Source organism: Herbiconiux sp. UC225_62 (genome assembly GCF_042694625.1).
GTDB lineage: Bacteria > Actinomycetota > Actinomycetes > Actinomycetales > Microbacteriaceae > Herbiconiux.
Genome location: NZ_CP170551.1, coordinates 629,052 through 647,041 on the forward strand (window position 1 = coordinate 629,052; position 17,990 = coordinate 647,041).

At 67.8% G+C, this 17,990-nt stretch carries 16 protein-coding genes; 9 read left to right on the top strand and 7 right to left on the bottom strand.

Going from position 1 to position 17,990, the window contains the following annotated elements; translation table 11 throughout:
* Position 1: 1 nt before the first annotated feature.
* The 6 genes from ACFJGU_RS03165 to ACFJGU_RS03190 form a co-directional block, all read right to left on the bottom strand.
* Complete coding sequence (locus tag ACFJGU_RS03165; protein ID WP_382307576.1) at positions 2 to 1,342, bottom strand: ABC transporter permease; 1,341 nt, start codon at positions 1,340 to 1,342, stop codon at positions 2 to 4.
* Positions 1,339 to 2,652 carry an ABC transporter permease gene (locus tag ACFJGU_RS03170; protein WP_382307578.1) on the bottom strand — a complete coding sequence of 438 codons (1,314 nt, stop codon included), beginning with the start codon at positions 2,650 to 2,652 and terminating at the stop codon, positions 1,339 to 1,341. Before ACFJGU_RS03170 ends, ACFJGU_RS03165 begins: the two co-directional genes overlap by 4 nt.
* Positions 2,649 to 4,187 (bottom strand): ABC transporter ATP-binding protein, encoded by a 1,539-nt coding sequence (locus ACFJGU_RS03175; protein WP_382307580.1) that lies wholly within the window; start codon positions 4,185 to 4,187, stop codon positions 2,649 to 2,651. Before ACFJGU_RS03175 ends, ACFJGU_RS03170 begins: the two co-directional genes overlap by 4 nt.
* 91 nt (positions 4,188 to 4,278) lie before the next feature.
* Positions 4,279 to 5,361: a BMP family protein gene (locus ACFJGU_RS03180; RefSeq protein ID WP_382307581.1), complete on the bottom strand. Its 1,083-nt coding sequence runs from the start codon at positions 5,359 to 5,361 to the stop codon at positions 4,279 to 4,281.
* 200 nt (positions 5,362 to 5,561) lie between these two features.
* The gene (locus ACFJGU_RS03185) at positions 5,562 to 6,638 is read right to left on the bottom strand and encodes a BMP family protein (RefSeq protein WP_382307583.1); all 1,077 of its coding nucleotides are present in this window, start codon (positions 6,636 to 6,638) and stop codon (positions 5,562 to 5,564) included.
* Positions 6,639 to 6,660: 22 nt separating this feature from the next.
* The gene (locus tag ACFJGU_RS03190) at positions 6,661 to 7,782 is read right to left on the bottom strand and encodes a mannose-1-phosphate guanylyltransferase (protein ID WP_382307585.1); all 1,122 of its coding nucleotides are present in this window, start codon (positions 7,780 to 7,782) and stop codon (positions 6,661 to 6,663) included.
* 183 nt (positions 7,783 to 7,965) lie between these two features.
* Between ACFJGU_RS03190 and ACFJGU_RS03195 the strand changes: the two genes are divergently transcribed.
* From ACFJGU_RS03195 to trpS, 9 genes are all read left to right on the top strand, one after another.
* On the top strand, positions 7,966 to 9,129 hold the full coding sequence (locus tag ACFJGU_RS03195) for a glycosyltransferase family 4 protein (RefSeq protein WP_382307587.1): 1,164 nt from the start codon (positions 7,966 to 7,968) through the stop codon (positions 9,127 to 9,129).
* A gap of 222 nt (positions 9,130 to 9,351) precedes the next feature.
* Positions 9,352 to 9,741 carry a succinate dehydrogenase, cytochrome b556 subunit gene (gene sdhC, locus ACFJGU_RS03200; RefSeq protein ID WP_092556404.1) on the top strand — a complete coding sequence of 130 codons (390 nt, stop codon included), beginning with the start codon at positions 9,352 to 9,354 and terminating at the stop codon, positions 9,739 to 9,741.
* A complete protein-coding gene (locus tag ACFJGU_RS03205; protein WP_382307589.1) occupies positions 9,741 to 10,190 on the top strand; it encodes a succinate dehydrogenase hydrophobic membrane anchor subunit in 450 nt (149 codons plus the stop codon). The genes sdhC and ACFJGU_RS03205 overlap by 1 nt, the downstream gene beginning before the upstream one ends.
* 19 nt (positions 10,191 to 10,209) lie before the next feature.
* Positions 10,210 to 12,021, top strand: a complete 1,812-nt coding sequence (sdhA, locus tag ACFJGU_RS03210) for a succinate dehydrogenase flavoprotein subunit (RefSeq protein ID WP_382307590.1) — start codon at positions 10,210 to 10,212, stop codon at positions 12,019 to 12,021.
* Positions 12,021 to 12,788: a succinate dehydrogenase iron-sulfur subunit gene (locus tag ACFJGU_RS03215; protein WP_382307592.1), complete on the top strand. Its 768-nt coding sequence runs from the start codon at positions 12,021 to 12,023 to the stop codon at positions 12,786 to 12,788. Before sdhA ends, ACFJGU_RS03215 begins: the two co-directional genes overlap by 1 nt.
* 198 nt (positions 12,789 to 12,986) lie before the next feature.
* On the top strand, positions 12,987 to 13,841 hold the full coding sequence (locus tag ACFJGU_RS03220; RefSeq protein WP_382307593.1) for a DUF559 domain-containing protein: 855 nt from the start codon (positions 12,987 to 12,989) through the stop codon (positions 13,839 to 13,841).
* Positions 13,842 to 14,117: 276 nt separating this feature from the next.
* Complete coding sequence (locus ACFJGU_RS03225) at positions 14,118 to 15,323, top strand: YihY/virulence factor BrkB family protein (RefSeq protein ID WP_382307594.1); 1,206 nt, start codon at positions 14,118 to 14,120, stop codon at positions 15,321 to 15,323.
* A 94-nt stretch (positions 15,324 to 15,417) separates the two neighbouring features.
* Positions 15,418 to 16,254 (top strand): exodeoxyribonuclease III, encoded by an 837-nt coding sequence (locus ACFJGU_RS03230; RefSeq protein ID WP_382307596.1) that lies wholly within the window; start codon positions 15,418 to 15,420, stop codon positions 16,252 to 16,254.
* Positions 16,255 to 16,318: 64 nt separating this feature from the next.
* Positions 16,319 to 17,335, top strand: coding sequence for a tryptophan--tRNA ligase (trpS, locus tag ACFJGU_RS03235; RefSeq protein ID WP_382307598.1), 1,017 nt, complete (start codon positions 16,319 to 16,321; stop codon positions 17,333 to 17,335).
* Between the two features lie 40 nt (positions 17,336 to 17,375).
* On the opposite strand, the gene ACFJGU_RS03240 is transcribed toward trpS, so the two are convergent.
* Positions 17,376 to 17,957 carry a TetR/AcrR family transcriptional regulator gene (locus ACFJGU_RS03240; protein WP_382307600.1) on the bottom strand — a complete coding sequence of 194 codons (582 nt, stop codon included), beginning with the start codon at positions 17,955 to 17,957 and terminating at the stop codon, positions 17,376 to 17,378.
* Positions 17,958 to 17,990: the final 33 nt, after the last annotated feature.

A 17,990-nucleotide genomic window follows, 5' to 3' on the forward strand; every position in this document is an offset into this window, starting at 1 on the left:
ATCACCGGCTCACATAGGGTCGGCCGGCCGCCGCCGGTCCGCGCACGCGGCCCACCAGCCCCGCCACCGCGAAGATCGTGATGAGGTACGGCAGCATCAGCAGGAACTCGGATGGCACGGGAGACCCGATCACGCCGAGCACGTACTGCAGGTTGGTGGCGAACCCGAACAGCAGTGCCGCGAGGGTGGCGCGGATGGGGTCCCAGCGCCCGAAGATCACGGCCGCGAGGGCGATGTACCCGGCGCCCGCCGTCATCTCCTTGTTGAAGGCGCCGACCGAGCCGAGGGTGAAGTACGCCCCTCCCAGGCCGGTGATGGCACCCGCCAGCATCACGTTCCAGAACCGCGTCGGGTTCACCTTGATGCCCACGGTGTCGGCAGCTTGCGGGTGCTCGCCGACGGCCCGCACCCGGAGACCCCAGCGGGTCTTGAACAACCCGAAGAACACGACCGCCACGGCGATGTACATGAGGTACACGATGATCGTCTGGCGGAACAGGGTGGGCCCGATGACCGGGATCTCGCTGAGCAGCGGAATCGGCAGACGGTCGAACCGCGGAGGCGAGTTGAGCAGATCCGGGTCGGCGGTCAGCACCTGCGAGTAGAGGAACGAGGTCAAGCCCGTGACGAGCACGTTCAGCACGACACCGACGATGACCTGGTCGACGAGGTACTTGATCGAGAACGCGGCGAGCACGAACGACACCAGTGCGCCCGCGATGATCGCTCCGACCACACCGGCGAACAGGTTGTTGGTGACCGAGGCGATGACCGCGGAGACGAACGCGCCGGCGAGCAGCTGACCTTCGATCGCGACGTTGACGACGCCGACACGCTCGGAGATGACGCCTCCGAGTGCACCGAAGATGAGCGGCACGCTGAGCGAGACCGCCCCCACCAGGAGCCCAGGGACCGGGATGGTCTGCCCGGCCGAGGCCCAGGTGAGGAACGCGATCAGGAACAGGATCGCGTACACCGCCATCAGCCAGAGCCGCACCTTGCGCCCCGTCGCGACCAGCCACACGCTGAGGCCCGCGAGCAGCACCAGGATGATCGAGATGACGATCCCTGTGGTGCGGGTGGGCAGCACCACGACGGGCAACTGGATCAGGTCCACGTCGGTGGAGAGCTTGAACGTCGATTCGCCGTCGCGGCCGAACACCACGAACAGGATGATCGCCCCGAGCGCGAAGATGCCGAAGGCGATCGGCGCCTTCCAGCTCTTCACCAGCACGGTCGTGAGGCCCGGAGTGGAGTCGGGGTTGTTGTGCTCGGTCGGCGGCAACCCACCCGTGGGGGCGAGGTTGCTCGTGGTCACGTTCTCGGGAAGTCGGTCGCTCATTTCGCCGCCACCGCCTCACGGGTCACTGCCGGCGTCGCTTTGGGCGCTTTCGGCTTCTTCGGTTTCGAGGGATCGGGCAGCCGGAACACGGTGCGGATCAGCGGCGGTGCCGCGATGAACAGCACGATGAGCGACTGCACGACGGTGACGATGTCGATCGGGATGCCCTGCGAAGCCTGCATCGCGAATCCGCCGGCCTTGAACGCACCGAACAGGATGCCGGCGATGAAGATGCCCCACGGCTTCGACCGCCCGAGCAGAGCCACGGTGATCGCGTCGAAGCCGATTCCCGCGTCGATGCCCGAGCTGAACCCGGTGGTCACGGTGCCGAGCACCTGGAACACGCCGGCGAGACCCACCAGGCCACCGGAGATCAGCATCGCGTAGACGTACATGTTCTTCACGTCGATGCCGGCCACCCGGGCCGCGTTCGGGTTGATGCCCACCGCGCGGAACTTGAACCCGAGCGCCGACCGGTTGAGCAGCCACCACACGAACACCGTGGCCGCGATCACGAGGATGAATCCGAAGTGCAGGTTGAACTTCGGGCCGAGGAGATCCGGCAGCACGGCGGTGGAGTCGATCGGCGGCGACTTCGGGTTGTTCGACCCGGGAGCCTGCAGCACCGGGGTGCGCAGCAGGTACGACACGAGATAGAACGCGACGTAGTTGAGCATGATGGTCACGATGACCTCGTGCGCTCCGGTGCGGGCCTTGAGAAGACCGGCGATGCCGCCCCAGATGCCACCGCCGATGACGCCGGCGAGGATCGCGACGATGAGGTGGATGCCCCACGGCAGGTGCAGCGTGAAGCCCACCCAGCCGGCGCACGCCGCCGCGATGAGCATCTGGCCGCGGCCACCGATGTTGAACATGCCGACCCGGAACGCCAGCCCGACACCGAGACCGGCCGCGATCAGCGGGGTCGCGAAGGTGAGGGTCTCGGTCAGCGGCTTGATCTGGTCGAGGAAATCGGGGCGCTTGAAGTTGTACACCGATCCCTGGAACAGGGCCACGTAGGCACCGGAGACCGACTTCCAGATCTCGGCGAAGGTGTCGCCGGGCCGGGCGAAGAAGTACACCGACGCCTTCTGCACGTTCTCGTCGGTCAACGCGATCAGGATGCCGCCGGCCACGATCGCGAGCACCACGGCCAGGATCGAGATCATCACGCTTCCGCCGATGATCTCGTTGAACGTCTGACGCCACCGCGACGGCGGCTCCACCGCGGAGCCGGAGCCCGGGGCGGGGGCGGCGGCCGGAGCCGGCGACGACGGTGTCACGGGCTTGTTCTCCAGCGAGTCGCTCACGCGGCCGCTCCTTCCGGATCGAGGGGCTCGACCCCCGCAGGGACCTCACCCGCCATCATGAGACCGAGGATGTCGCGCGGGGTGTCACCGGGAACGATCCCGACGATCCCGCCGCGGTACATCACCGCGATCCGATCGGCCAGCGCGACCACCTCGTCGAGCTCGGTCGAGACCACCACGACGGGGATGCCCTCGTCGCGGGTGGCGACGATGCGCTTGTGCACGAACTCGATCGACCCCACGTCGATGCCGCGGGTCGGCTGGGCCGCCACGAACAGCCGCAGCCCGCGGGAGAGCTCCCGCGCGAGCACGACCTTCTGCTGGTTGCCGCCGGAGAGCCGACCGACCTCGGTCTGGATGCCCTGCGAACGCACGTCGAACTCCTTCGACTTCTCCTCGGCGAAGGTGTTCAGATAGCCCAGCTGCAGGCCTCCGCCCTTCACGAACGGTTTGCCGTTGGAGCGGTCGAGCATGAGGTTCTCGGCGATCGTGAACTCACCCACGAGGCCGTCCTCCTTGCGGTCCTCCGGCACGAAGCCGACGCCGGAATCGAGCACCTTGCGCACCGACAGCCCGTTGAGGGGCTTGCCGTCGAGGGTGACCTCGCCCGTGACGCGCTCCTGCAGGCCCATCAGGGCCTCGGTGAGCTCGGTCTGCCCGTTGCCCTGCACGCCCGCGATCGCGAGGATCTCGCCCGCGCGGACATCGAACGACACGTCGTTGACCACCACCTGGCCCCGGGCGTCGATGACCGAGAGGTGCGACACGACCAGCGCGTCGGCGCCCGGCTTCGCGGGCTCCTTGTGCACGGTCAGCTCGACCGCGCGGCCCACCATCAGCGACGCCAGCTCGGCGTTCGTCGCCGTGGGCGACGCCTCGCCGACCACTTTGCCGAGACGGATGACCGTGATGCGGTCGGCCACCTCGCGCACCTCGCGGAGCTTGTGGGTGATGAACACGATCGACGTTCCCGACTCCTTGAGCTGGCGCATGATCGCCATCAGCTCGTCGGTCTCCTGCGGCGTCAGCACTGCGGTCGGCTCGTCGAACACCAGCACCTTCGCGTCCCGCGAGAGGGCCTTGATGATCTCGACGCGCTGCTGCACGCCGACGGGCAGGTCGTCGACCAGGGCATCCGGATCGACGTCGAACCCGAACTGGTCGCTGATCTCCCGCACCCGCTTGCGGGCCGCGTTCAGGTCGAGGAAACCGGCGAATCCGGTCTGTTCATGGCCGAGCATGACGTTCTCGGCGACGGTGAAGACGGGGATGAGCATGAAGTGCTGGTGCACCATGCCGATGCCCGCGTTCATGGCGTCGCCCGGGCCGGCGAAGTGCTGGACCACGTCGTCGAGCACGATCTCGCCCTCGTCGGCCTGGTAGAGGCCGTAGAGCACGTTCATCAGGGTGGATTTGCCTGCGCCGTTCTCGCCGAGGAGACAGTGGATCTCTCCCGGCTCGACGGTGAGGTCGATGTGATCGTTGGCGGTGAGGGCACCGAATCGCTTCGTGATGCCCCGAAGTTCGAGCTTCATAGAGTCAATCTACCTACCTGCGGAAGTGTGTCCATTAAAGAAGTCGGGGGGACCAGCAAGGCTGGTCCCCCCGACCGTCGGTGTTCAGATGTTACGGCGTCGAGGGCGACTCCACCTGGATGGAGCCGTCGATGATGCCGGCCTTGATGGTGTCGAGCTCACCCTGCAGGTCGGGGTTCACCTTGCTCTCGAAATCGTGGAACGGGGCGATGCCCACGCCGTCGTTCTCGAGGGTTCCGATGAAGGGCTCGGCGTCGAAGTTGCCGGCCGCGGAGGTGTCGACCACGTCGACCACACCGGCCTTGACGCCCTTCAGCACCGAGGTGAGGAAGAGGTCCTTGAGGTCGGGAGCGGTCTCGTAGTTGTCGGAGTCGACGCCGATCAGCGCGATGTCCTTGCCGGAGTCGCGGATGGCTTCACCGGCGGAGAGGAAGATCGGGCCACCGACGGGGAGGATGACGTCCGCACCCTGGTCGATGAGGCCCTGGGCCGCGGTCTTGGCCTCGACACCGGCGGCGAAACCACCCGTGAACGAACCGGTCTGCGCTGCGACGTCCCAGCCGATGGCCTTGACGCTCGTGCCCTTCTGCTCGTTGTAGTAGTTCACGCCGTCGACGAAGCCGTCCATGAAGATGGTGACCGACGGGATCTGCATGCCACCGAAGGTTCCGACGGTGCCCGACTTGCTGTAGCTCGCGGCGGTGTAACCGGCGAGGAAAGCGGCCTGGGCGGTGTCGAAGACGATCGGCTTGACGTTCGGCAGGTCGATCGACGAGTCGTCGATGATCGAGAAGTTCACGTCGGTGTTGGCCTCGGCCGCTGCCTTCGTGGCGTCGGCGAGGAGGAAGCCGACCGAGATGATCAGGTTGCAGCCGCCGCTGACCAGCTGGTCGATGTTCGGGGCGAAGTCGGTGTCGGCCGAGGACTCGACCGTGACGGGCTCGACGCCGAGCTTGTCGGCCGCCTCGTTGAGGCCCTCGAAGCCGGCCTGGTTGAACGACTTGTCGTCGAATCCGCCCGAGTCGGAGACCATGCAGGGAACGAAGTCGCTCGCGGTGTCGCTGCCGCTGGTCGACGCGGTGTCGGACGGCGCGGACGCACACCCGGCGAGAAGAGCGGCCACCCCGAGGGTGGCGAAGCCGGCCAGGCTGGCGCGGCGGAGATTGATGCTCAAGATGTCCTCCAAGTTGCTGCCCTGCAAGGTGCGCAGGTGCTGTGTGAGAGACACGTTACCGAAAGTTACGTTCGGCGACAGGAGGGATCCGACTTCGCGTCGCAAGCGTTACAAAGCCGCGATCGCAGCGTAATCTGCCCGAAATGTCCACTGCATCCGTATGAAACGGGCACGAGCGGCTACGGATGCAGTGGCTCCGGCTACGGGGTCGACGGCGAATCGACCACGATGGTGCCCGCGATGATCTCGGCCTTCAGGGCGTCGATCTCGGCGGAGAGCTCGCTCGGCACCGACGAGGCCAGGTCGTGGAAGGGCGCCAGCGCGACCCCGCCGTTCTCCAGCGTGCCGATGAAGGGCTCGGAGGAGAAGCTGCCGTCGATGTCGTCGCCGATGATCTCGACCACGGCGTCGCCGGTGTTCTTCATCACGCTGGTGAGCACGATCGGCTGGTACTCGTCGGGAAGGGTCTCGAATCCGTCGTTGTCGACCCAGATGATCGACACCCCGCCGGCTTCCGAGGCGGCGTTGGCCGCGCCCTCGCCGACCTGGCCGGCCACCGGCAGGATGACGTCGGCGCCCTGGTCGATGAGGCCCTGGGTCACCGTCTTGCCCTTGTTGATGTCTTCGAAGTCGCCGGTGAACACGCCGTCCTGCGCCGCCTTGTCCCAGCCGAGCACCTGCACCTGGGTGCCGTGCGCCTCGTTGTACTTGGCCACACCGTCGACGAAACCGTCCATGAACAGGGTGACGGGAGGCTGGTTGCCGCCTCCGAAGGTGGCGACCTTGCCGGTCTTCGAGACGCCGGCGGCGAGATACCCCGCGAGGTACGAGGCCTGCGCCGTATCGAACAGGATGGGCTTCACGTTGGGCGCGTCGACCGTCTCGTCGACGATCGCGAAGTGCACGTCGGGGTTCTCACCGGCCGCGGCCAGCGTGGCGTCGGCGAGTTCGAAGCCGACCGTGAGCACGAAGCCGCATCCGCTGTCCACCGCCTGCGTGACGTTGGGGGCGAGGTCGGTCTCGGCGGTCGAGACGAGCACCTGCGCGTCGATGCCGAACTCCTTCTGCGCCTCCTGCATGCCCTCCCAGCTCGACTGGTTGAACGACCGGTCGTCGAGCCCTCCGGAGTTGGTCACCATGCGCGCGCAGTAATCCCCGGCGGCACCCGTGGCGGCATCCGTTCCGGATGTCGGCGCGGGTGCGCATCCGGCCAGTGCGACGAGGACGGCACCGGCCAGGATGCCGGAAGCGAGGGTGACGATTCGCGTTCTGCTCATGCACCGAGTCTAGGGAAGGGCGTCAGAGCACGTCTCCCGAACCGCCCGCGCGGAGCGCGTCGACCACGGACTTCACGCGCTGGGCGTGCTCGCTGGTGGTGACGAGGAGCGCGTCCGGGGTGTCGACCACGACGATGTCGTGCACGCCGATGAGGCTGATCACCCGCTTGGACTGGGAGACCACGATGCCGCTCGACGAGTCGGCCAGCACGCGCGCGTTCTTGCCGAGGATGGCGAGTTCGCTCCCTCGGCCGGCGCTGTGCAGCTTCGCGATCGACGCGAAGTCGCCCACGTCGTCCCAGTCGAAGTCGCCCGGGATGACCGCGAGCGTTCCCGCGGCGGCCGCGGGCTCGGCGATCGAGTAGTCGATGGCGATCTTCTTCAGCGTCGGCCAGACGCGGTCGACCACCATGCCGCGGCGCGGGGTGTCCCAGGCCTCGGCGAGCTCCAGGATGCCGGCCAGGAGCTCGGGCTCGGTGAGGCCGAGCTGCTCGAGCAGCTTGTCGGCACGGGCGATGAACATGCCCGCGTTCCAGAGGTACTTGCCGGAGGAGAGGTAGCGACGCGCGGTGGCGAGGTCGGGCTTCTCGACGAAGTTGCCCACCCGCAGCGCCTGGGGCGCTCCTTCGATGACGAGCTCCTCGTCGGTGCGGATGTAGCCGAAGCCCACCGCGGCATCCGTCGGGGTGATGCCGATCGTCGCGATGTAACCCGCGTCGGCCACCGCGACCGCCTGCACCACGGCGGCGCGGAAACGCTCGGGGTTCGCGATCACGTGGTCGGCGGCGAAGGAGCCGACGATCACGCCGGGCTCGCGCTGTTCGAGGATGGCGGCGGCCAGCACGATGGCCGCGGTGGAGTCGCGCGGTTCGCTCTCGAGCACCACGTTGAGGTCTTCGAGGTTCGGCAGCTGCTCCTCCACGGCGGCACGGTGCGCGCGCCCGGTGACCACCATGATCCGCTGCTCGCCGGAGAGCGGCGCCAGCCTGTCCCAGGTGTCGCGCAGCAGGCTCTGCCCGGAGCCGCTCAGGTCGTGCAGGAACTTCGGCGCGTCGGCACGGGAGAGCGGCCAGAGCCGCGATCCGATCCCTCCTGCCGGAATGACGCTGTAGAGCCGGTCGAGCGCGGAGGGGGTGGAATTCATGAGGCACAGCCTACCCACGGCCGATGACGGGCAGATGTCAGGCTCGTGACCGCGGTATTCCGCCTGCGATGGAAGCCAGACGCTCACCGGCGCGCCACCTCGATGTCACCGTCGGTCCACCTCGTCTTCTTAGCGTCAGAACGTGGCCGGATGAGGCCGCACGGCGACAAGCGGAGGCCTGTCATGCGAGTTGCGATCATCAGCGAGAGTTTCCTTCCCACCGTCAACGGAGTCACCAACAGCGTCTGCAAGGTGCTGGACCATCTGGCCGACAACGGCCACGAGGCGATCGTCATCGCCCCGGCCGCGGGATCGCCCGCTCACTATCGCGGATTCCCGGTGCACCAGGTGCCGTCGGTCGCGTACCGGCAGTTCCCCATGGGCATCCCGAACGCCCAGGTCGCGCGCCTGATCGCGAAGTTCGCGCCCGACGTGCTGCACGCGGCGTCGCCCTTCCTGCTCGGGGCTCAGGGCATCGCGGCGGCGAACCGCCTGGGCATCCCCACCGTCGCCATCTTCCAGACGGATGTCGCGGGCTACGCCAAGCGCAACCGCCTCGGTTCGGCGTCCCGACTCGCCTGGCGCTTCGTGCGCTGGATCCACGACGGCGCCGACCTCACCCTCGCGCCCTCCCTCGCGTCGAAGACCGACCTCGAGAACGCGGGGGTGGAGCGGATCAAGCTCTGGGGTCGCGGCGTCGACCTGACGCGGTACCACCCAAACAACCGGATGCGCCCGACGGCCCGCGCGCTCCACACACTCCTGGCGGGTGGCTCCGGCCCCTCCGGAAGCGACACCGTCGTCGGTTACGTCGGCCGGATCGCTCCGGAGAAGGGACTCGAGCGCCTCGCGTCGCTCCGCGGCCTGCCGAACCTCCACCTCGCCATCGTGGGCGACGGGCCGAGCGACGACCACATCCGGGGGCTGCTCCGCGGCATGCCCGCGACTTTCCTCGGCCGACTCTCCGGCGAACAGCTGGCCGACGCCTACGCGAGCTTCGACGTGTTCGTGCACACCGGCACCGAGGAGACCTTCGGGCAGACGCTGCAGGAAGCGCATGCGACAGGTCTCCCGGTGGTCGCCCCGGCGGCGGGTGGACCGATCGACCTGGTGCGGCACGGCGAGAACGGCTACCTCTTCGACCCTGACGACCCGGGCGACCTGCGCACGGGCGTCCGGTCGCTGGTGGAGGACCCCGCGCTCCGGATGCGCATGGGCGAGGCCGGACGGCGAGCGGTGATCGGCAAGTCGTGGGAGGCTCTGTGCGACGAGCTGATGGCTCACTACGCCTCGGTGGCCACGCCGGTGAAGACGCGCAAGCGCACTCCAGCCGGCTCACACGCGTGAATACAATCGGGTATTCAGAGGCCGTCTCGGCTTGTGTTTATGCGGGATCCGCGCCATCACGCCCCTGTATACAAATTAGGCTCGCCTAACAAGCATCCGGGGATTTCTGAGCGTAGACTGCTAGCGGTCGTGGATCGAGTGCGCACCGTTCGACGTGCGGGCGATCGCGAATCCTACTGAAGCCAAGGAGGGTTGTTCGTGCCCAATAATCCGGCGGGAACGATGACACCGCGGCGGCCAGCAGGCACCCTGTATCGCGGCCGTGAAGGCATGTGGTCGTGGGTGCTGCACCGCATCACGGGCGTCGCCATTTTCTTCTTCCTACTCGTGCACGTGCTCGACACCGCGATGGTGCGGGTCGCCCCGGGCGCGTACAACGCGGTCATCGACACCTACAAGAACCCGATCATGGGCCTCGGCGAGACCGCCCTGGTGGCCGCGATCGTGTTCCACGCCTTCAACGGCATCCGCATCATCCTCATCGACCTCTGGTCGAAGGGCGCGAAGTACCAGCGGGTCATGTTCTGGATCGTCATCGGCCTCTGGGTCGTGACGATGCTCGGCTTCGCACCGCGCCACCTGATCAACGTGTTCAGCGAGGTCGGTCACTGATGGCGACGACGATCGACTCCCCCCGCGCCCCGCACACCGTCCGCCGCTCGCGCGGCGTGAACTGGGAGAAGTGGGGCTGGATCTACATGCGCGCCTCGGGCGTCGTGCTGCTCATCCTCATCTTCGGACACCTCTTCGTGAACCTCTGGCTCGGAGACGGCATCAAGGCCATCGACTTCGCCTTCGTGGGCGGCAAGTGGTCCGACCCGTTCTGGCAGGTGTGGGACTGCCTGATGCTGTGGTTGGCCCTCATCCACGGCGGCAACGGCATGCGCACCATCGTGAACGACTACGCCACGCGAGCGCTCACCCGCAAGATCCTGCTCGCCGGCATCCTGGTCGCGGTTGTGGCCGAGATCGTGCTCGGCACGCTCGTGATCTTCACCTTCGACCCGTGCCCCGCGGGCTCCCCGGCAGACCTCCTGCCGTCGTTCTGCCCCGTCAACTAGTTAGAGCCAGCCAATCAGTATGAGTGAGCCTGTGACCCAGTACGAAGACGGCGCCGTGATCGACGGCGTGCATTACCACCAATTCGACATCGTGATCGTGGGCGCCGGCGGCGCCGGCATGCGCGCCGCCATCGAGGCGGGGCCGAAGGCCAAGACCGCCGTCATCTCGAAGCTCTACCCGACGCGCTCCCACACGGGAGCGGCGCAGGGCGGCATGGCCGCCGCTCTCGCGAACGTCGAGGAGGACAACTGGGAGTGGCACACCTTCGACACCGTGAAGGGCGGCGACTACCTGGTCGACCAGGATGCCGCGGAGATCCTCGCGAAGGAGGCCATCGACGCGGTCATCGACCTCGAGAACATGGGCCTGCCGTTCAACCGCACGCCCGAGGGCAAGATCGACCAGCGCCGCTTCGGCGGCCACACCCGCGACCACGGCAAGGCGCCCGTGCGCCGGGCCTGCTACGCGGCCGACCGCACCGGGCACATGATCCTGCAGACGCTGTTCCAGAACTGCGTCCGGCTGGGCATCAACTTCTTCAACGAGTACTACGTGCTCGACCTGGTGATGACGAACGTGGACGGCGTCGACAAGCCCTCCGGCGTCGTGGCGTACGAGCTGTCGACCGGCGAGATCCACGTCTTCCAGGCGAAGGCCGTCATCTTCGCCACCGGCGGCTTCGGCAAGATCTACAAGACCACCTCGAACGCCCACACGCTCACGGGCGACGGCGTCGGGATCATCTGGCGCAAGGGTCTGCCGCTGGAGGACATGGAGTTCTTCCAGTTCCACCCCACCGGATTGGCGGGGCTCGGCATCCTTCTCACCGAGGGAGCGCGAGGCGAGGGAGCGATCCTCCGCAACGCGTCGGGCGAGCGGTTCATGGAGCGCTACGCCCCCACCATCAAAGACCTCGCGCCCCGCGACATCGTGGCACGCTGCATGGTTCAAGAGGTGGCGGAGGGTCGCGGCGCGGGTCCGCACAAGGATTACGTGCTGCTCGACTGCACGCACCTCGGCGCCGAAGTGCTCGAGACGAAGCTGCCCGACATCACGGAGTTCGCCCGCACCTACCTCGGTGTCGACCCCGTGGTCGAGCCGGTGCCCGTGATGCCCACGGCCCACTACGCGATGGGCGGCATCCCCACCAACATCAAGGCGGAGGTGCTCAGCGACAACGACACCGTCGTCCCGGGTCTCTACGCCGCCGGCGAGTGCGCCTGCGTCTCGGTGCACGGCTCGAACCGTCTCGGCACCAACTCGCTGCTGGACATCAACGTGTTCGGCAAGCGCTCGGGCAACAACGCCGCGGAGTACGTGCAGACGGTGGACTTCACGCCGCTGCCCGAGAACCCGGCCGGCGCGATCGTTTCGCTCGTGGCGTCGCTCCGCAACGGAACCGGCACGGAGCGCATCGCGGCCATCCGCAAGGAGCTGCAGGACGAGATGGACAAGAACGCGCAGGTGTTCCGCACCGACGAGTCGCTGGCGGCGGTCACGGCCACCATTCATCGCCTCCGCGAGCGCTACCGCAACATCCAGGTGCAGGACAAGGGCAAGCGCTTCAACACCGACCTGCTCGAGGCCATCGAGCTCGGCTTCCTGCTCGACCTGGCCGAGGTGGTCGTCTACTCGGCCCGCAACCGCCAGGAGTCGCGCGGCGGCCACATGCGCGACGACTACCCGAAGCGCGACGACGAGACCTACATGAAGCACACGATGGCGTACCTCTCCGGAGACCCGCACTCGAGTGATGCCGCCGACCACATCCGGCTCGACTGGAAGCCCGTGGTGATCACGCGGTACCAGCCGATGGAGAGGAAGTACTGATGACACTCGTAGCCGACGCACCCGCCTCCGGTCCCGCCCCCGAGGCGCCGATCGAGGCGTTCACCGTGACGCTGATCATCCGCCGCTTCGACCCCGACGTGGATTCCGAGCCGAGATGGCAGGACTTCGACGTGCAGATGTTCGCGACCGACCGCATCCTCGACGCCCTGCACAAGATCAAGTGGGAGCAGGACGGGTCGCTGACCTTCCGCCGCTCGTGCGCGCACGGCATCTGCGGGTCGGATGCGATGCGCATCAACGGCCGCAACCGCCTCGCCTGCAAGACGCTCATCAAAGACCTCGACATCAGCAAGCCCATCTACGTGGAAGCCATCAAGGGCCTGCCGCTGGAGAAGGACCTGATCGTCGACATGGACCCGTTCTTCGAGTCCTTCCGCGAGGTGCAGCCGTTCCTGCAGTCGAACACCGCGCCGCCGAAGGACAAGGAGCGCATCCAGTCGGTCGCCGACCGCGCCCGCTTCGACGACACCACGAAGTGCATCCTCTGCGCCGCGTGCACCTCGTCGTGCCCCGTGTTCTGGACCGACGGGCAGTACTTCGGCCCCGCAGCCATCGTGAACGCGCACCGCTTCATCTTCGACTCGCGCGACGAGGCGGCGCAGACCCGCCTCGACATCCTCAACGACAAAGAGGGCGTGTGGCGCTGCCGCACCACCTTCAACTGCACGGATGCCTGCCCCCGCGGCATCCAGGTGACCCAGGCCATCGCCGAGGTCAAGCAGGCCATCATGCGCGGCAAGCCGTAGGGTTCCACCCAGCCCTGTTACATCTCGATGGAGCCTCAGCCGCTTTCGCGCTGAGGCTCCATCCATTTGTGCGAACGCTCGTTTTCTCCATCCATCCCGTCGCGCCTCCTCTCCTCCACACTCGGGTGGTCGGACTCACTCCTCCACAGATCCACCCGCGTGCCCCCTGCCCGAGCGGGACTTCAGGATGCTGGACGGATGTCGCCCCCGATCCGCTCGCCCATTCCGGAAGTCGTCACCACAGCGACACTCCGCACACTCGGCCTCTCGGCGCGCGACATCGCCGAGCTGCATCGCTCCGGACGACTGATCCGGATCCGCCAGGGACACCACGCGCGACCGGATGCCCGGCCGGACGTCGTGCGAGCCGTGCGGCTCGGTGGTCGGCTGACGTCCTACTCGGCGCTCGCCGCGGTGGGAGTGTGGGTGCCGCCCGGCGACACCCGACTGCATGTCAGTGTGAACGCGCATGCTCACGCGCTCCGCGACGCGGACGACGGCGGGCCCTGGCGGCCGCGCGACGACGTCGTGGTGCATTGGAAGCAGCCGGCGCCGAGGCGCGGGCACCCTTCGAATGGCATCGCGCCCCTGGCCCTCGCCATCCGACACCTGCCGAGCGAACTCGATCGCGCGCACCTCGTCGCCGTGCTGGACTCCGCACTGCGGCTCGGATCGGTGACGAGCGCGCATCTCCTCGCCGGGTTCGCGGGATCACCCTCGCTCCTCCGCGCCCTACGTCTCGTCGACCCCGCGGCCGAATCGGGCACGGAGTCGGTCGCCCGCGTGCGGATGCGCGCCGCCGGCCTCCAGCCCCGAAGCCAGGTCTGGTTCGGGCGCCACCGGGTCGACTTCTTGGTCGCCGATCGGGTCGTGGTCGAGGTCGACGGGAGGGAGTTCCATGATGGCGCCGATGCCTTCGAGCGCGACCGCCGCAAGGCTGCCGAGCTCACCCACCGCGGACTGCACGTCTTGCATTTCAGCTACGCGCAGGTGCTCTATGCCTGGCCCACATGCCTGCTCGCCATCCGCGCCGCCTTGGCCCTACCGAGGTGACGACTCGATGGAGGCTGAGCAGCATTCGGCGCGTCAGTCCATCCGGATCACACAACGCCCCACATCTCCATCGAGTTCGACACGGCGAGTGGGAGAGCGAGGAGGGGCGGAGCGGGCAGGTGGAGCCGGAGGGGTTGGCGGGAGGGGCGGGGCGGGCAGGTGGAGCCGGAGGGGTTGGCGGGAGGGGCGGAGGGGCGGGCGAGGCGGGTTGGGGTGGGCGAGCGGGAGGAGCGATAGGGGCGGGCGGGGTGGGCGGGGTCGTTCTAGGCTCAGGGCATGAGCGACGAGCGGGGTACTGCGGCGGGGAACACGGCCGTCGACGACGACCGGGCGACGACCGAGAGCAAGGCGGTCGGCAAGCCGGGTATCGCCGTGGAGAAAAAGGCCGACGGGCCGGAGAAGCCCAAAACGGGCATCCAGAAGCTCATCGCGTGGGTGATGGCCCTGCGCGTGGTGCGGGTCTTCCTGCGGTTCAGCTCCAGCGGCGGCGAGATCATGGCGTCGGGGATGTCGTTCCAGGCCGTCTTCGCCATCTTCGCCGGCATCTGGGTGGGCTTCTCGATCTTCGGCATCGTGCTCGCGTCGAATCAAGCCCTGATGGATGCCGTCGTGCAGCAGTTGAGCAACGCGATTCCCGGCCTGATCGGCGAGAACGGCGCCATCGATCCCGACATGCTCTCGCAGGCGCGCATCCTGGGCTGGACCGGCGCCATCGCCCTCATCGGATTGGTGATGACCGCCATCGGCTGGCTCGCGTCGACCCGCGACTCCATCCGCCGCATCTTCAAACTCGACCCGCCCAGCACCAATGCGGTGCTCCTCAAGCTCAAGGACTTCGGGCTCGCCCTCGGTTTCGGCCTCGCGATCGTGGTCTCCTCGGCGGTCAGCCTGCTGAGCAATCAGGGTCTCTCCCTCGCCTTCGACCTGCTGGGGATCGACTCCGAGTCCCCGATCGCCCTCTTCGTGGCGTGGCTGGTGGGCGTGCTCGTCGTGTTCGCGTTCGACAGTTTCGTGCTCGGAGTGGCGTTCCGCGTGCTGTCCGGTGTCAAGATCCCGTTGCGCCGCCTGATCGCGGGCGCCGTCATCGGCGGTGCCGCCCTCGGCGTGCTGAAGATCCTCGGCAGCCTGCTGCTCGGCGGCGCCACCTCGAACCCGCTCCTGGCATCCTTCGCCGTGATCATCGGGATCATGATCTTCCTCAACCTGGTCTGCCGCGTCATCCTCATCTCGGCCACCTGGATCGCGGTGGGAATGGATGACGCGGGACTCGATCCTCGCGCGCTCAGCCCGGAGCAGCTGGAGCTCGAACGCGAGCGGCGCGTGGCGGAGGCGCGCGACACTTTGGTCTCGGCCGAGCGGGAACGTCTGCAGAACGAGCTCGCCACCACGCACGGGCTCGCCCGCCGCCGCGTCCGCAAGAAGCTCGAGCGCCTCGATCGGCTCGACCACGCCGAGACGGTGAAGCTCTCCAAGAAGCTCTGACGCGGAGACGGCGAGACAGCGAGACAGCGAGACGGCGAGACAGCGAGAGTCGCCCCGCTCCGACCGTGTCGGCGGCCGCCGCTACAGTAGAACCATGCCCCAGAAGCCCCTCCGCGTCGCCTCCGTCAACGTGAACGGCGTGCGCGCCGCCTTCCGCAACGGCATGGGCGAGTGGCTGAACGGCCGGGATGTCGACATCCTCGCGATGCAGGAGGTGCGCGCCGAGACGAGCGACATCGAGAACCTGCTCGGCCCCGAGTGGAACATCCTGCACGACCCGGCCACGGCCAAGGGCCGCGCCGGTGTGGCGCTCGCGAGCCGCGACAAGGCGAACATCCACCGGGTGACTTTCGGGCCCGACGACTTCGACAGCGCGGGCCGCTGGCTCGAGGCCGACTACGAGTGGAACGGCAAGCTCGTCACCGTGGTCTCCACCTACGTACACTCCGGCGTCGCCGACACCCCGAAGCAGGACGAGAAGTACAAGTTCCTCGACGCGATGCTGGTGCACCTGCCGATGCTCCGCGAGCACAACCCGCTCGCGCTCGTGGTGGGCGACCTCAACGTCGGTCACCGCACCCTCGACATCAAGAACTGGAAGGGCAACGTGAAGCGCGCCGGCTTCCTGCCCGCCGAGCGGGAGTACTTCGACAAGTTCCTCGGCGCCGAAGGCGACCCGGAGTACAACAAGGGCGCCGGTCTCGGCTGGGTCGACATCGGCCGCCGATGGTCGGGCGACGTCGAGGGCCCCTACACCTGGTGGTCGCAGCGCGGCCACGCCTTCGACAACGACACCGGATGGCGCATCGACTACCAACTCGCCACGCCCGACCTCGCCGCCGCCGTCACGAACTACACCGTCGACCGCGCGGCCACGCACGCCGAACGCTGGAGCGACCACGCTCCCGTCGTCGTCGATTACGACCTGTAGATTTTGTTGCTGCGCCGCCGCTCCTGCGGCGCAGCGTTCCTACCGAAACTGTGAAAAGCGCCTCATGACTGACACCTCCAAGCCTCGACTGCTCTCGGGCATGCAGCCCTCCGCCGATTCGCTCCACCTCGGCAACTACATCGGCGCGCTGCTCAGCTGGAAGGCCCTGCAGGAGACGCACGACGCGTTCTTCTTCCTCGCCGACCTGCACGCCATCACCGTGCCGCAAGACCCGGCGGCCCTCCTCGCGAACACGCGTCGCACCACCGCGCAGTACATCGCGGCCGGCATCGATCCCACCCGCTCCACGCTGTTCGTGCAATCGCACGTGCCGGCGCACGCAGAACTCGCGTGGGTGCTCAACACCATCACCGGTTTCGGTGAGGCGGCACGGATGACGCAGTTCAAAGACAAGTCGTCGAAGCAGGGGCAGGAGGCGGCCTCCGTCGGCCTCTTCACCTACCCGATCCTCCAGGCCGGCGACATCCTGCTCTACCAGGCGGTCGACGTTCCGGTGGGCGAAGACCAGCGGCAGCACGTCGAGCTCACCCGCGACCTCGCCAACCGCTTCAACTCGCGGTTCGGCGACACCTTCCAGGTGCCGAAGCCGTACATCCTGAAAGACACCGCGAAGATCTACGACCTGCAGAACCCCACGGCCAAGATGTCGAAGTCGTCGGAGTCGGCCGCGGGGTTGATCTGGCTGCTCGACGACCCGAAGGTCACCGAGAAGAAGATCATGCGGGCGGTGACGGATGCCGACGGCGAGGTGCGCTTCGACCGCGAGACCAAGCCGGGCCTGGCGAATCTGCTGACGATCTTCGCCATCCTCACGAACCGCACCGTCGACGACGTCGTGGAGGAGTTCGCCGGCGGCGGCTACGGCACGCTGAAGAAGGCGCTGGCCGCGGCGGTCGTCGAGACGGTGGCCCCGATCCGAGCGCGCACACTCGAGCTGCTCGACGACCCGGGCGAGCTGGACCGCATCCTCGGGGTCAACGCCGACCGCGCGAACGAGGTGGCCGAGGCCACTCTCGCCACGGTCTACGACCGGGTGGGGTTCCTCCCCCGCCGCCGCTGAGCCGCCGAGTCCGAGTCCGCGGCCGCGTCCACGCCAGCGTCTAGCGACGCGAGTCCGGCGACCCGAGGAGGAAACGCACGAGGCGGCGCGACTCCTCGGAGTCGCTCCGGCGGCTGAGCGACTGAACGATGACGGCGCCGAGGATGGCGTCTCCCACCTGCTCGACCGGCGCGCCCGGGGGCAGCTGGCCATCGGCCACACCGATGCTCAACCGCTCGGCCAGCGAGCGCTCCACGCCGAGGCTCGCGCTCAGCTGATCGCCCACCGCCGCGTCTTCGGTCGCGGCGCCGACGAGCGAGCGCAGCAGAGCGCTGCCGTCGGGATTCTCGAGGACGGTGAGGATGCGCCCCAGCCACATCTCGACGTCCGCCACCAGGTCTCCGGTGTTCGGCACGTCGAAGTCCACGTCGAAGAGCCGCTTCTCGATCAGGCAGTCGGCGATGAGCGCACCACGCGATGGCCACCAGCGGTAGATGGTCTGCTTGCCGACGCCCGCCGCGCGGGCGATGCCCTCGATCGTCAGGTGGTCGTAGCCCTGCTCCCGGAACAGACGGGCGGTGGCATCGAGGATCGACTCCCGGGCCGCGGCGCTGCGGGTGGGACCGGCTCGATGGTCGTTCATGCGCTCAGGATACCGCCAGGCTCTAGACGAGAC